This window comes from Segatella copri (assembly GCF_024330485.1).
GTDB classification, from domain to species: domain Bacteria; phylum Bacteroidota; class Bacteroidia; order Bacteroidales; family Bacteroidaceae; genus Prevotella; species Prevotella copri_L.
Genome location: NZ_JANDWX010000040.1, coordinates 12,207 through 27,723, shown reverse-complemented (window position 1 = coordinate 27,723; position 15,517 = coordinate 12,207). Strand labels below are relative to the sequence as shown.

General features: G+C 43.8%; 12 protein-coding genes and 1 pseudogene. 8 read left to right on the top strand and 5 right to left on the bottom strand.

Features of this window, described 5'->3' with window-relative positions:
- The first annotated feature begins 163 nt into the window (after positions 1 to 163).
- The 3 genes from NNC77_RS14690 (at position 164) to tnpC (ending at position 2,474) form a co-directional block, all read left to right on the top strand.
- The gene (locus NNC77_RS14690) at positions 164 to 457 is read left to right on the top strand and encodes a hypothetical protein (protein ID WP_151200710.1); all 294 of its coding nucleotides are present in this window, start codon (positions 164 to 166) and stop codon (positions 455 to 457) included.
- Positions 445 to 792, top strand: a complete 348-nt coding sequence (gene tnpB / locus NNC77_RS14685; protein WP_117588063.1) for an IS66 family insertion sequence element accessory protein TnpB — start codon at positions 445 to 447, stop codon at positions 790 to 792. The genes NNC77_RS14690 and tnpB overlap by 13 nt, the downstream gene beginning before the upstream one ends.
- Positions 793 to 893: 101 nt before the next feature.
- Positions 894 to 2,474: an IS66 family transposase gene (gene tnpC, locus NNC77_RS14680; RefSeq protein ID WP_254986896.1), complete on the top strand. Its 1,581-nt coding sequence runs from the start codon at positions 894 to 896 to the stop codon at positions 2,472 to 2,474.
- 975 nt (positions 2,475 to 3,449) lie between these two features.
- Here the strand turns inward: tnpC and NNC77_RS14675 are convergent.
- The 3 genes and pseudogenes from NNC77_RS14675 to NNC77_RS16790 form a co-directional block, all read right to left on the bottom strand.
- A complete protein-coding gene (locus tag NNC77_RS14675) occupies positions 3,450 to 3,635 on the bottom strand; it encodes a hypothetical protein (protein WP_254971592.1) in 186 nt (61 codons plus the stop codon).
- Between the two features lie 22 nt (positions 3,636 to 3,657).
- Positions 3,658 to 4,056: an A1S_2505 family phage non-structural protein gene (locus NNC77_RS14670; protein ID WP_254971593.1), complete on the bottom strand. Its 399-nt coding sequence runs from the start codon at positions 4,054 to 4,056 to the stop codon at positions 3,658 to 3,660.
- A gap of 398 nt (positions 4,057 to 4,454) precedes the next feature.
- Positions 4,455 to 4,625, bottom strand: a pseudogene (locus NNC77_RS16790) (IS982 family transposase); the annotation flags it as partial.
- Between the two features lie 160 nt (positions 4,626 to 4,785).
- On the opposite strand from NNC77_RS16790, the gene NNC77_RS14665 reads away from it, so the two are divergent.
- Positions 4,786 to 4,974: a hypothetical protein gene (locus NNC77_RS14665; RefSeq protein ID WP_367398742.1), complete on the top strand. Its 189-nt coding sequence runs from the start codon at positions 4,786 to 4,788 to the stop codon at positions 4,972 to 4,974.
- Between the two features lie 20 nt (positions 4,975 to 4,994).
- Here the strand turns inward: NNC77_RS14665 and NNC77_RS14660 are convergent, their stop codons facing one another.
- Together NNC77_RS14660 and NNC77_RS14655 are read right to left on the bottom strand one after the other, a co-directional pair.
- Positions 4,995 to 5,693, bottom strand: a complete 699-nt coding sequence (locus tag NNC77_RS14660; protein WP_254971594.1) for a hypothetical protein — start codon at positions 5,691 to 5,693, stop codon at positions 4,995 to 4,997.
- A 204-nt stretch (positions 5,694 to 5,897) separates the two neighbouring features.
- Entirely contained in the window at positions 5,898 to 6,587 is a 690-nt protein-coding gene (locus NNC77_RS14655; protein WP_254986895.1) for a FadR/GntR family transcriptional regulator, read from the bottom strand.
- 405 nt (positions 6,588 to 6,992) lie between these two features.
- Here NNC77_RS14655 and NNC77_RS14650 point away from each other — a divergent pair, with 405 nt between their 5' ends.
- From NNC77_RS14650 to NNC77_RS14635, 4 genes are read left to right on the top strand one after another with little or no spacing between them, the layout of a single operon-like run.
- Positions 6,993 to 10,112: a SusC/RagA family TonB-linked outer membrane protein gene (locus NNC77_RS14650; protein WP_233338425.1), complete on the top strand. Its 3,120-nt coding sequence runs from the start codon at positions 6,993 to 6,995 to the stop codon at positions 10,110 to 10,112.
- A gap of 15 nt (positions 10,113 to 10,127) precedes the next feature.
- The gene (locus NNC77_RS14645; protein WP_254971597.1) at positions 10,128 to 11,636 is read left to right on the top strand and encodes a RagB/SusD family nutrient uptake outer membrane protein; all 1,509 of its coding nucleotides are present in this window, start codon (positions 10,128 to 10,130) and stop codon (positions 11,634 to 11,636) included.
- Positions 11,637 to 11,661: 25 nt separating this feature from the next.
- Positions 11,662 to 13,329, top strand: a complete 1,668-nt coding sequence (locus NNC77_RS14640) for an IPT/TIG domain-containing protein (RefSeq protein WP_203068719.1) — start codon at positions 11,662 to 11,664, stop codon at positions 13,327 to 13,329.
- A gap of 25 nt (positions 13,330 to 13,354) precedes the next feature.
- Positions 13,355 to 15,517, top strand: coding sequence for a chondroitinase-B domain-containing protein (locus NNC77_RS14635; RefSeq protein ID WP_254971598.1), 2,163 nt, complete (start codon positions 13,355 to 13,357; stop codon positions 15,515 to 15,517).

Here is a 15,517-nt window from a genome sequence, read left to right as displayed (position 1 = left end):
CACTGGAGAAATATAGAGACTTACTTCCTGACCGATGGAAAAAGCAGTAGCAGCATTTGTTTAATCAGCTGTTACTGCTTTTTTTGAATTATGCAAGGTATAAACGCGGAGCCGTTTACGTTTGATTCCTTTTTTAAAGGAACGGCATGTAAGCCATCGCTCGATGCATAGATGGATGTCAGAAAAAGGTTATTCTGTTAGGTTAGCCAAACAGCAGATTCGTCTGCTTCAGGCCGAAGCCCGTAAGGAATGTTCCGAAGCAACAGCCAAGGACACTGGGATGATGTTCCTTCCCATGGAAATGCCATCCGATTCCGTCTGCCCGGAAAATTATCTTTTCGGCATAACCTTAACCTTTCCCAATGGAACGATAGTCACCATCAAGAAAGGTAGTGCCAAATCAGTCATGCATCTGATGAAACTTTACGAGAAGGAGGACTTGCTATGTTTGGATTAAACGAAAACACCCAGTATTACGTCTGCCAGCGATATGTCCGAATGAACATGGGCATAAATGGCCTGTACCAGATTGTGAGGACGGAGATGGAGCTGCCGCCACTCGGTGGTGCCGTCTTCATCTTCTTCTCAAAGAATCGCCAGCAGGTAAAAATGCTAAAATGGGATGGCGACGGTTTCTTGCTGTATCAGAAGCGACTGGAGCGAGGAACCTTTGAATTACCATTCTTTGATCCCCAAAGCAAACAATGCAAAATGCCGTACAAGACGCTATCTGCCATCATGAGCGGAATTTGTCTGAAAAGTATGAGATATAGGAAACGGCTTAATCTATAGGCGCATAAGGTTGTATTTAATAAACTGTGTATCAGTAAGATAGTAAAAACAAATATCTAAAAATCCTTGCATATCTCGATATTTTTTCGTACCTTTGCACTATGAAAAAGGACGAAATTATAGTACTTTTAAAGGAACAGCTTCAGCTTGCAAACGAACAGCTTCAGCAAGCTAATGCTACAGTGAGTTCGTTGACTACACAGGTCAACGAACTCATTGAACGTATAAAGTCATTAGAAGAACTACTCGTCCAGAAAGGAATCGCCATTGACAAAGCGAATCGTCAGAACAAGGCACTCGGCAAGCTCGTTTCAGGCAAGAAGTCCGAACGTCAGGAAAAGAATCCACAAGCCTCGATGACGCAGGAGGAATTTGACAAGAAGAAAACAGAGCAGGCCGAAAAGAGAAAGGCACGCAAAAACAACGGTGCCAGGCGTGACATGCATTACGAGATGAAAGAGGTGCATGTTACGATAGATCCAGTCATGGATGCAGAGTTTTTGAAGACGTTGCGTCTCTTCGGAACTCGTACCTGTATACGTTACAGCATGGAACCCATCAAATTCATCAAGACCGTGTATCACATCAACACTTATACTGATGGAAGTATCATGTATCCGGGGAAAACTCCGCCGGCTCTGTTGTTGAATTCTTCCTATTCACCTTCCTTTGCAGCAGGACTCCTGCAGATGCGATACATCTATTCCATGCCGGTAGAGCGAATTATCAAATACTTTGCCGACAATGGGTTTACGTTAAGGAAAGCCACGGCAAACAAACTGATTGCCAGAAGTGCCGATGTACTGGAAAACTTCTATAAGGCTATCTGCCAAGTAGTGTTGCAGCAGGATTATGTCTCGGCAGACGAGACATACCATAAAGTGCTGTTAACCAAGACAAAGCCTACAGACAAGGGTTCGAAGAAAGGCTACTTCTGGGCTGTAAGTGCGCCTAAACTGGGACTTGTCTTCTTCGTATATGAGGATGGATCACGCTCTGAGCAGGTCATACTTAACGTATTCTCTGATTATAAAGGTACCATACAGAGTGATGCATATGCTCCTTATCGAAAGCTGGAATCGGATGCTTATCCGGACATTATGAGAATCGCCTGTCTGCAGCATGTCAAAAGAGGCTTCATCGACTGCGGAAAGGAGGACAAGGATGCACAGGAAGTCGTAAATATCCTCAACAGGTTTTATCGAGAAGACAAAAAGCATAAGGTTGGGGTAAATGGATGGACCGTTGAAGACCATCTAGCCTATCGGCAGTCATATGCACCGGACATTTTACAGGATTTATTGGAGAAACTGGAGGAAATATCTTCCAGGAAGGATTTGCTGCCCAAGTCTACCTTGGCGCAGGCGGTCGGTTATGCCCTTAATGAATATAATGCCATTTGTGACATCTTCAAAAGAGGTGATACTGCTCTCGATAACAACTACATTGAGAGAATCCAGAGGTACATATCACTATCAAGAAGAAACTCAATGTTCTTTGGTTCGCACGAAGGAGCAGGACGTGCGGCTATCCTATATTCCATCGCCATCTCATGCAAACTGAATGGCATCAATCTGTTTGAATACATTAGCGATGTCATAGAAAAGACCATTGAATGGCAACCGAATACCCCACTGGAGAAATATAGAGACTTACTTCCTGACCGATGGAAAAAGCAGTAGCAGCATTTGTTTAATCAGCTGTTACTGCTTTTTTTGAATAATGCAAGGTATAAACGCGGAGACGCTTACAGAAGTATCATGAAATTGCCATAGAAGTATCACCAAACAATCATAAAACCATCACAAAATCGTCATAAAGCATCATGCATAATATCGAAGCCGCCGACTTGCGAGAAGTGCCCAAAAATTGTCCGATACTTTGGGCACTCGAAGCTTACTATATGGGCAATGAGTGCCCGTTACTTGTTCTCTCAATGCCCGACACTTGGTCCCTGAGTGCCCACTTGATGGTCTCTTACAGACCGCTTAATGGTCTCTTACAGACCACTTTATGTGCTTTTATTCCTAATTCTGGTTGTCAATCTTTTCTCTTATTCCTAGTTTGTATTGACATTCTTTACATTCTGAAAAAGTAGACGCTATTAATTTTATAAAACTGGAATAGTAGATATTTCTTTTTAGCCTTTTAATTTACCTCAAAGCCGAAATTTATGATACTTCTTGCAATTTTATGATACTTCGATGATACTTTTCTGTAAAATATTTCGAAAGTCTCATTTTTGTATGTCGCAATGTATCAGATGTTTAGAATGCTATTTTCTCTAAATAATGATACTTTGATACTTTTCTCACAAAAAAAACTTTTATGTGCAGGAAATAAATGTGAAGAAAATGCAGAAGCTGAGTGCTATTGTGACCACGATTTCTGATAAGCAGTATCAAAATGATTAGCTGCCTGGAGAAGGTTGTAGATAGGGTTGATTTAGCAGAATGAGTTGGTTCTACAGGATGACGGAGTCGGCTCGATGGGGTGAAGGAATCAACTCTATAGGTTGAAGCAAGCGTCTTCGTGAGTTGAAAGACATTACTTCTCGGGTTCCAGAAGATACCTTCTCAGCGGTTGCCACTAGGCTCAGCAGGTCTGCCGAGCCTAGTCGGCAGGTTTGCTGACTGCAGTCAGCAGCTTTACTGAGCCTAGTTGCAACACTTTATTCTTACCGATATTTCTCTCATATCATCCGGAAGATAAGAGATTGCCTTCTCTTTCATATCTTGCGGAATGCCGAATCGGGCTTCGCCGAACATCTCGAAATCATAATCAAACGTATTGTTGAACTCATATTTTGAGCCAGCAATATCTCCTATTATTGCTCCTAACATAAGCTGCTAATTCTCTATAACTTTATTCTATCACCTCCCAGAAACTCTCCGGCAAGCTGATGTTCTTCATCTCCTTTGCCTTCTTGAACAATGGGGCGATGTCTTCGACTTCGAAGCCGGCGATGCCGCAACCTATTGGGGTTACCAGGAAATGAAGCTCTTGATGATGCTTGGCATAGGCGATGAAATCATCCACGTATGGACGGATGGTTTCTACGCCGCCCTGCATCGTTGGGATGGCGTAACTCTGGCCTTGCAAGCCTACACCCTTGCCCATGACGGCACCGAAATGCAGGCGGGCAATGCGGGCTGCTCCACCACCATGCATGCCAGCCAGATTGCTGCCAAACACAAAAATCTCGTTCTCTTTTAATGAATCAATCCAGCTAGGAGTGATTCTTCCCTTCTTCATATCTTCCATATTACTATTATTTAATGTGTTATTTTCTTCAGCCGCTTCCTCATAGCATATTCTCGAAGCCATCATGCTCGGCATCCTTGAAGTCCTGAAGAATCTCATCATCCGATAAACTTTCTAAATTCTTTTCTTTCTTCATATCGATATATCTTTTTGATATCCGCAATTCGATTGCAAATATATACTTTTTTGATGCGAAAGTACATATTTTTTACAAGTGAATGAGAATGAGATAAGTTTTTATCTCATAAAAAGAAGAGGTTACGAATTAGAAATAAACAGAATGTAGCATCTTGCTGTGATTTGCATAACCACCCAAAGAACTCTTTCGGTTGCAAAGGTACGATATTTAATCGGGGATAAAGAATGTTTTAAGATATTTTATCCTCGATTTTTTGGATAAAATACAACAGGATTATCATGATTTCACTGTCTGACAATGAGACAGAACGCCTTCTACGCTTGATGTCACTGCTGTCTTCCAGCAAATTTCCTGCGTTTTCTGCTTCAAAATATTTGCAAAACTCGTCTATAATACAAAATAATTCTGTAACTTTGTAATCGGTAGTCATATCAAATATTTTTATAACTGTTTGATTTTTACCTATAAAGATACAAAATATTTGTGAGACTACAAACTTTTTATTGAACTTTTCTTATCCCGAACTGGGGGTAAATTTTAGTAAGGATAGTATCGAGTCGGCTTATTGCTTCTTTCATCAGAAGCTGCGTGTGTATGAATTTTCTCATAGTCATACGCAGCGTGATAATATAGAATATGCCATCAGCCAATATGTAGATGGGATGACCCCTGCGCTCTACCAGTTGTTGGCTAATGGCACTCCGCATTATCTGCTCGACCATACTGCTTTCGAGCAAGATATGCGCCATGCCATCGAGTTGCTCGATGGCATGATGTAGAATAAATGTATGTTAGTTAATTATTTATTGGTGTATTTCTTTCCATTGGCAATGATGATGCCTTTGTGTGAGGGTTTCACTTGCTTGCCGTCGAGCGTGTAAAACTTATCGTTGCCTGATGGCTTGCTGATAGTTGTCTGCGCAATGCCCGTGGCGTCGGCGCTGAGGCTGATAGAATAGACGTTCATGGCGTTGGTGCAGCCAATGACGATGTCGCCGTCGTTCATCACTTTAGCTTCGCTGGTTTGTTCTTCTAATGTGGGCTCCATACCGCTTGTCACCTCGAGGTTTTCTTCTGCTGTAAAGGTACGAGCTTCTTCTTTGCTTCCGCTCACTCCCACGATAGTGATCTTCTGTCCCTTCTTGAGGTTGCAAATCTTGATTTTAGTTTTTGAGGAGTTCAGTTTGAAGTAGTTTTTGTTCTTGCTGCTGATAGAGAAAAGCAACTTGCCTGCATCTCCAATAAACATAAGCCCTTTGGTTGCTGGAATCTCTTCGCCATTGGCTTTTAAGGTACTCCATTCCGTAAAGGCGATTTTGTTGCTCCACTGTACAGGGACATCAGGAGCATCTGTTTTATACTTATCAACATTCCAGTTAATGTTATCTGCCTCGATGAGAGGGATAGATTCTCTCAGGTCTAAAAAGTCCCATGTTTGTTGTGCTTGCGCACTGAGCGAGAGCAAGCATACGGTCATTAATGATAATAAATGTTTCATAATCGTTTATATTTTTTTGGGTAACTAAAAACGGTGCAAAGATAAACAAAAAACTGGTAAACCAATTAATATTTAATAATATTTAAGTGTATTGTGGTTTAATTATAGTTAATTAGTATACCAATATAGCCAATTGTGTTTTTATTATAATAGGTTATGAAGCAAAACAGCACCCCGATTGTCAGGGTGCTGTCAGGTGTTTGTTCAGTCTCTTCTTTGTGACTTAGCAAAGTTTATCTGATTAGCTAAGTGGCTTAGTACCAACTCTCTCATGCCTTCTGTGTCGCGTGCTTTCATCTTAGCAATATAGTCTCTGTGTTCTGTGATTACCTGTCGCTCAGGCACGGAGCAGAATCTATATTTATGATAGAACTTCATGATGTCTGGTGTGATGATAAGCAGTAGAGAAGCCAATACGGGGTTATGGCTACTGCAAGCTATGGCGTGATGGAATGCAAAATCCTTCTCGATCCTTTTCTTAGGATCTTGGCAGTCCTCCAACTCTCTGAGTGCCTTTTCCACTTTGTCGATGTCTTCGCTTGTGCAGTTGGTGGCTGCAAGGGTGCAGGCATCTATTTCTAATAGTACGCGCACGTGTACAAGACTATAAAAATCGTACTTGTCAACCTTCAGTGTTTCGTTGAATAGATTGTCAATTTGACTTTTAGAAAATTCGGTTACGATGGTTCCGCTCTGTGGCCTTGTTTCTACAACACCATAAGTTTCAAGCTTTTGTAGTGCTGCTCTGATGTGCGGTCTTCCTACTTTCAGGAGCTCTGATAGCTTTCTTTCAGAAGGCAAGCGGTCGCCAGGGTTGACTTGTTTCTCTGCAATCTGAGTTTTGATGTAGTCTACTACTCTGTCGACTGGTGAGTGGTTGGTTTCTTGTTTCATAGACATATTCTTCTTTATTTGTATTTTTGCGCAAAGGTACATAATTATTCTGTATATTTCATGAAACCGGAATTGAATTAACGATAATTCACATAAAGGCAAGAAAAAAATAACAAAACGTTAAACTAATATAATTGGTATACCAAAAAGTTTTATTTATCATATTTAAGTATTATCTTTGCAGACGATAAGCAGCATCTCAGCATAACATTCAAGCGAGCTTGATGATTCTGCATTCGATTTGCATTATCTTTGCAGAAGATAAACAGCATCTCAGCATGACATTCAAGCGAGCTTGATGATTCTGCATTCGATTTGCATTATCTTTGCGCATAGAAACTAAAATATCTATAATTCTTAAAAAGAAAGCCTATGAGACTTTTAAAAACAAACTTATTGATGACAATGATAGCGCTATGTCTTAGTGCTGCTGTCAATGCTCAGATAGTGATACATGGTACCGTCACTGATACAGAAGGACCTTTAGTAGGTGCTACTGTTGCTGTGAAAGGTGATGCAGGTAACACTGCTGGCACTATTACCGATATGGATGGTAAATATTCCATAGAGGTGAAAAGCAAGAAGACTGTTCTTGTTTTTTCTTATATTGGTTACACTGACCAAATGGTAACGGTTGGTGACAGAAAGAAAATCGATGTAAGATTAGAGGTGAACGACACACAGCTGGACGAAACAGTGGTGATCGGTTATGGCGTACAGCAGAAATCTCACCTTACGGGTTCTATTTCCAAACTGGATGGTGGCTCGTTGACCAAAGCTCCTGTTAGCGATGTCACTCAGGCGTTACAGGGTATGATGACAGGTCTTACCGTGAGCAATGAGACTTCCGAGGTGGGTGTTACACCTTCTATTCGTGTGCGCGGTACAGGTTCTATCTCAGCCGAGAGTTCTCCATTAGTGATTATTGATGGATTCCCTGTAAAGGGTGGTTTGTCGCAGGTAAATGCTTCCGACATTAAGTCTGTAGAGATTCTGAAAGATGCTGCTTCTGCAGCCATCTATGGTTCACGTGCAGCCAATGGTGTTATTCTTATCACCACGAAGCAAGGTACTCCCGAACAACCTAAGTATAAGTTCAATTTCTATCAGGGTTTCAAGTATGCTTACCAGTTGCACGACATGATGACCTCTACCGATTGGTTTAACTTGATGCAGCAAGAAGAAGCGTTAGGTGGACGCCCTGTTATGTCTCAGGCACGTAGTGCGGCTTATCTGGAGTCGTTGTATGGTGCTACCGACTGGCAGAAGGAGGGTCTTAACGATGTGGCTTCAATGACCAATGTGCAGTTTAGCGTATCTGGTGGCAAGAAGGACACTAAGTATTTTGTGTCGGCTGCTTATATGAAGGATCAGGGTATCATGCGTTCCAATACACTCGACAAGGTGAACTTCCGCGCCAAGTTAGACACACGCTTATCTAAGAGTGTGGGCTTCGGTGTCAATTTCTCTGGTACTTACAAGCGTGCAGAGCGTCCTCGCAACAACTTTATCGACTTCTATCGCACACCATCATTCCTGCCTGTTTATCACAACGACATCACAACAGCACTTACTGGCTATAGTGGTTTTGCTCGTGGTAGCCACTTCAATAATATAGAAACCCCAACAGGCGAGGTAGACGAAGAAGGCAATCCTTTGACAGAGCGAACCTCACCTTTCTCTTCTTCCAACAACAATCCATGCAGCGTGATGGCCAACACCATGCGTTGGAGTGAAGATTTCCAGGGATTGGGCAACTTGTATCTGACGGTAGAACTGGCTAAGGGATTGACCTTTAAGACTTCTAATGGTTTTAATGTGCGCTTCTCACCTTCTTATACTTATGATAATAAGAATGCAACCAAGGATGGTGAAGCCAGCCGTGCTACTTATTTCAGCAACTTATACATCGACTTGTTGACAGAGAATACCCTTTCTTATCACCTCAACTTGGGAAGTCAGAAGCAGCATAGCATTGATGCCCTCTTGGGCTATACAGCAGAGCGTACACGTGTACAGCGCGTGGCAGAGACAGCCACAGGTTTTGCTACCGACAACATCAAGACCCTGAATGCAGCTACTATCTTCGAGTTGGCTACATCGGGCAATGGCGATAAGGCTGGTACTGGAACCTTCCGTTATCCAGACGTCGTTTTAGAATCTTATTTAGGTCGTATCAACTATAGTTATTTGAGTCGCTATTTGATGTCAGCATCTTTGCGCCTTGACCGTTCATCGCTCTTCGCTAAGGGCAATCGCAACGCTTGGTTCCCTTCTATATCTTTGGGTTGGCGTGTCAGCGAAGAAGCCTTCATGAAGTCTATTGAAGCTATTTCTAATCTGAAGTTGCGTGCCTCTTATGGTATGACAGGTAACAATCAGATTTCTTATCAGGCAGCCTTAGAGGTGCTCAACTCTGCCAATTACGCTTTGGGCGCAGGCAATGGAAGTTTGGTGAATGGTATGGCTAATACATCTTCTACTTTGGCAAACTCTAACATTACTTGGGAGAAGACCAATGAGTTTAACTTTGGTTTCGACTTAGGTCTTTTCAGAAATCGCATCAACTTGTCGCTCGATGCTTACTATTCTGAGACCAAGGCATTGCTCTTTGCACAGCCTACGCAGTCGTTTACAGGTTATTCCAACTATTGGAACAACATCGGAAGGGTGAGCAATAAGGGTGTGGAGATTCAGATTGATACACACAATATTCGCAATAGAAACTTCAGTTGGGAAACCAACTTTAACTTCTCGCTTTCACGCAATAAGTTGTTGGAAATCGGAGGAGAGAGCCAAATCATCAGCCAGGGTGAGCGCAATGAGTGCTACATCGCTAAGGTGGGTTCACCACTTATCCAGTATTATGGATATAAGACCCAGGGTGTGTGGAATTCTCAGGAGGAGATAGATGCTAACCCACACTTTGCTGACGATGTTCCAGGTGGACTCCGCATCGTAGACACTGACAACAGTGGAACACTCGATGCTAACGACCGTGTGCCTCTCGGAAATCCTTATCCAGACTTCACATGGGGTCTTACCAACAACTTGCGCTACAAGAATTTCGACTTCTCTATCCTGATTCAGGGCGTGCAGGGTATTACAGTTTTCAATGGCGACGTGTACTATAACGAAACTTTACGTTACAACAAGGCCTACGCTAAGAACCGCTGGATTAGTGCAGAGCACCCTGGTGACGGCAAGACTCCTTATGAGAAGAATGGTCATAACCTCTTGCTTACCGACTATCCTTTGCAGAACGCTTCGTATGCCTGCTTGCGCAACCTTACCATTGGTTACACCATGCCAAAGGACATTGTCAAGAAAATGCATCTCAACGACTTGAGATTCTATCTCTCGGGCAACAACCTGCTGTATATATGGAGTGGCGACTATCGTGGTATCAACCCAGAGTCAAGATTCACGACAGGACCTTACACCAACACCCTGATAGATGGTTATCAGCGTGGAGGTTTCCCTCTCACATCAACCATATCTGTAGGATTTGACGTAAACTTCTAAAAAACAACTAACAATATGAAAACAAGAATATTTGCAATATTAGGTATCGTGGGAGCCCTCAGCTTCTCCTCATGTAACCTTGACCAATATCCTTATTCGGAGGTCGCTTCTGACGAGTATGTGACTGATGACAACTCTGTCAACGATCTCGTGATGGGATGCTATAATGGTCTTCATGACGTGATGTATTACGAATGGGCGATGACAGAACTGCGTTCTGATAATGCCAGAATGTACAATAACAACTCTTCCTCCAACACGACTAAACTGATAGAGCAGCTCGACCAAAACGTCATCAATACAGAGCACGAGTGGGTGGAGAGTTATTGGAAAGCATGCTATGCGCTCATCTCAAGAACCAACAATGTGCTTGCCAGTGTGCAGGTGGTGAAGAACGAAACCAATAAGAAGATGTATGAAGGTGAGGCACGATTCCTGCGTGCGCTGGAGTACTTCAATCTCGTGCGACTTTGGGGACCTGTATTTATCGTAACCAGCAAGACTCCGTCTGACGTGGCTCGCAATATGCAGCGCTCTTCTGTGTCTGATGTCTATGCGCTCATCGAGGGCGACTTGGAGACAATCGTCGACCAACAGCTGCTGCCAGCCAAACAGACTGACGCCCTTCTCGGTAGAGCCGATATGAATGCAGCCAAGGCGCTCTTAGCTAAGGTTTATGCCACCCATTATGCAGTGGGCGATGAGAAGTATCAGCAGGCGCTCAACTTGTGTAAGGATGTGTTGGGAAGCGAGACGGTGGGCAATCCACAGACTGCTGCCGACTTAGTACCTTATGCCTCTGTCTTTGACATCAATAACGAGATGAATAAGGAGATTATCTTTGCTGTGAGATACCTCTCTGGCAAAATAGGTTTGGGCTCACCTTTCGGCAATCTCTTTGCACCTATCAACAATGGAGCTAACGTCATCGTAGGAACAGCCAACTGGTTTAACTCTCCAAGCGACAATCTCATCAATGCCTATATTATGGAAGGTGACGAGACAAGACGCAACGTCAATATCGCTCAGAAATATTACAATGCAACGACTGGTCAATGGGTGGAGGCTACTTACTGCTGCAAGTACACCAACCCTGTGACAACAAATTTTGATGGTGAGAGCGATTGGCCTATTATCCGTGTGGGCGACATCGCGCTGCTCTATGCTGAATTGCTCAATGAGACAGCAGGACCATCTACCGAGGCATTGAAATATGTCAATATGATAAGAGAACGTGCTGGTATTGCTCCTTATGCTTTAGAGCAAGTAGGCAACAAGTATGACTTCCGTATGGCAGTGCGCAATGAGCGCCGTCTGGAGTTGGCTTTCGAGAATCAGCGCTGGTTCGACCTGAAACGTTGGGATGTTGTCACTGAGACCATCAACGAATATCTGAGTAGCGAGTCGTTCTATGCTGGATATACCTATCGTGTAAACCCCATCAGCAACTGGCAGACCTATCTTCCTGTCCCTGTTTCTGTGACTAATATCAATCCTGATGTAGCTCAGAATGCTGGTTATTAATATTAACGAATAAAAAGAGAATCTTATGAAAAAGATGAAATATATATTCACATTCCTACTTGCAGCATGCTTTCTCGTTTCGTGCGATGAATTGTCGATGAACGAGACGATAGCTAGTGCTCCTGTTATAGAGAGTTTTATGCCAGCACAAGGCAGTGTGGGAAGCAAGATAGTTGTCACAGGAAAAGCTCTGAACGGAGTCACCACGGCTTTGTTGGGAGAGAAAGAATGTGAAATCGCGGAAAGACTCTCTAACACGAGTCTCACGATAGAGGTTCCTAATGAGGCGCGTACTGGCAAGATAACACTTGTCAATGCCGAGGGTGAGGGTGTTTCTGAGAGCGAGTTTGCTGTGGAATATCCTGCTCCTTTGGCTACGGCATCTTCGGTACAGAGAGAGGTGGAGATGGGTAACAAAATGCTCATCAGCGGTAAGAACATGAATGTCATTTCTGCTGTGTATTTTACGGCTAATGGCGGTACAGTGAAGCACGAGGCTACTGTCATCAGCAAGAATGTCAACGAGATTGTGTTCACGGTACCTTATGTAGAGAAAGACGATGCTCATGTCACCTTTGCCTACTACGATGGTACCACCACTCAGGAAACAGCTGCCGACCTCTTGCCTATGCTCAATGTGAAGCGTTATCAGCCTGAGGTAACTACTACAGAGTTTGGTGACAACAGTGTGGGCGATGAGATAACTCTCACGGGTTCTTATCTGAACAAGATTAATAAGGTGTTCGTGGGTGATGTAGAGTGTATGGTAAGTTTGCAGACAGAGAATACGTTGAAGTTTGTGGTTCCTTATTCCGATAAGTTTGTAGACGGACATAACCAGACTTCGCTGTCAATAACTTATTTCGATGGCATCGAGACACGCACCCTTACCGAACAGTTTGGTGTGAATGTGCCTTTCGTTTACTTCTGGAAGGACAAGGTGATTTACGGACAGGGACGTGACGTAGAGTCATTAGCCTCTTTCTTCTCGCCAGAAACAGGATTGGTTTATGCCAATAGTTTATGGAGAACAGCTGTCGACCCTATATCTTATAAGTATCAAGCTAATACCTGTGCTGGTAAGAATCTACCTAAGGTAACTGAGGAGGAATACAATTCGGTAAATCCTTATTTCTTCTTCTCTGGTGTGAGTGCTGGTACGTTGCAGATCAATACGCCTGCTGGTTCTAACACACAGTTGCGTAACTTCTACATGATCAACAATTCTGCCGACGAATATCGTGTGACGGGAGCCAATGGCAACTGCTATGGAACTCCATGTCTCAGCTTTGTTTATCTCAACCCTACAGAGCCTACTCACAAGGCGATCATCGACCAGATTAAGAATGGTGCTTTGGAGAAGATTGACGAGCATACATTCCCTATTGATGTAGCCGGAAAGAAGATTGGCAATATCAGCGTCGGGGCAGTTAAGCAGTCGGTTAATAATACTGTGTTTGCTCCTGGAGTCTTTGCTGTAGGAGCAGAGAAGTCAGCCGATGTAGATGCCTTCATCTTGGTTATTTATTATAATGTGAAGGGACAAGCGGCTAATGCTGCCGAAAATATCAAGCGCATTGGTTTCTTGCACATCAAGCATGTTGATTTTAAATTGTACAATAATACTAAGGCGCCTTCTTCAAGTAGAGTCACCTTTGATATGTATTGGATGAAGCACGATTATCAGTATTAAGTATTGTTTATATAACGAAAAAAGAATGGAAGTAAGAAAGCATTTATATGAAGGTGTGCTGGCTCTTATGTTGGCAACTCCTATGACAGGCGAGGCACGTGATTATGTGACCTCTCTGCCAGGGGTGGCTGACTGTCTGAAGAAGGCTGTGGCTGGCGACCGTGTCATCATTGAGGCTGGTACTTATCGTGACGTCGACCTCAAGTGGAAGGCTGTAGGTACGAAGCAGGCTCCTATCACTGTGGAGGCAAAGCCGGGCACAGTGCTTATCACAGGGCGTTCTTCGCTCGTCATGAGTGGCAAGCATTTGGTGGTAAGCGGACTGGAGTTTCGCAATGGTTATCCTTCTCGCCGCTCAGTAGTGGAGTTTGCTGGTGGCAAAGATTTCGCACAAGATTGCAATTTGACTCGCTGCGTGATAGACAACTATAATACCGAAGACCGTTCGCAGTCAAAGAGTTATATTTATCTATCTGGCCAGCGCAACAGAGTGGATCACTGCGAATTGCTGCGCAAGTACAACTTGGGTGTAACGCTCCTTGTCAACCTCAATGGTGCCAACAATCTGAACAATCATCATCAGATAGACCATAACTATTTTGGTCCTCGTGAGGTATATGGTTCCAATGGTGCAGAGACCATGCGTATCGGTACTTCTCAGCAAAGCTATGAAACCTCAGCAACTACGGTTTGTGACAATTTCTTTGACAGATGCTCTGGTGAGGTGGAAGTGATATCTATCAAGTCTTGCGACAACATCGTGCGCGGCAATTACCTCTGGGAGTGTGAAGGCGTGGTGGCTTTGCGTCATGGCAAGCGCAACTTGGTAGAGAACAACACCTTTGTAGGTAATGGCAAGCGCAATACGGGCGGTGTGAGAGTGATAGATTCCGATCATGTCATTCGCAACAACATTTTCGTTAGTTTGGCAGGTCAGCGCTTTTTCTCTGCTTTAGGAGTTATGAATGCTGTACCCAACTCTCTGCCCAATCGATATGTGCAAGTCTCTGACATTACAATAACCGACAATGTGTACGTCGACTGCACGAATCTGGAGTTTGGTACGGGTGCTGATGCCGAACGCACTTCGGCTCCTCGTAGCATCGACTTCAAGAGAAACCGTTTGTTCGTTAGCGGCACGCAGAATCCTTTCCAGATGGTAGATAAGGCATCTGAAGTTCGCTTCGCCGACAATATCATGAATAAGAATCTGGAAGGTCTGCCTTCAGGAATAAAAATAGCAAAGGTGAAGCTGCCTATGGTGCCTACTTATCAGCAGATGATTAGTAGGACGATAGGTAAGCTGAGTGAGACAGCGAAAACCGCTAAGGCAGAGGCTCGCACTGTCATGGTAGCCAAGGATGCCGACCTTCCTCAGGTGTTGGCTCAGGCTGAGGATGGCGATTCCTTTGTGCTGCAAGGCGATGAGTACAAGTTGGTGAAGACCGTCTTGGTGCAGAAAAATGTGACTATACGCTCGGCTTCTGGCAAAACGTTGCTTCGCTCGGTGGGGACCTCAGTGCCCCATCTCATGACCATAGATAATGGGGGAAGTCTTGAAGTAGAAGGCCTTGTCTTTGATGGTCGCTTAGAACCTGGCGGGTCTTCGCCAGAGACAGGTATCTCTACAGCCAAGACCATGACAACTCCTTATAAGTTGAAGGTAAACAACTGTAAGTTTATCAACTTTGGTGAGAATGGCTGTGCTGCTATTCGTGGACAGAAATCCACCTTTGCCGATAGTCTGATTGTTACGGGTTGTCTCATTGCCGACTGTTCTGGTGGTGGTGTCGACTTTGCATCCGAGAAGGATGACAAGGGACGTTACAACGCCGAGAATATGCTGATCGAAAACTGCGAGTTCCGTCGTTTGTTGGGCACACCTGTCAATGTGTATCGTGGCGGTAGCGACGAGAGTACGGCAGGACCTTACGTCACTGTGCGCAACTGTTTCTTCTACGATTGTTGCAACAAGCAGCGTGGTAGCGTCTTGCGATTGATGGGGCCACAATACTTGCGTGTTTCTGACTGCCAATTCTTCAATAGTGGTAGAGGCGGAGTAAGTGTTCGCCTGGACGAAACTTCTTGGGAGGATGTGGTGATAGAGCGTTGCAAGTTCGAGAACTCAGGTGCGGTACTTGCCATGCGAAAAGAAGTATATTTGAATCGACAAAATCAAGGTTTGTAA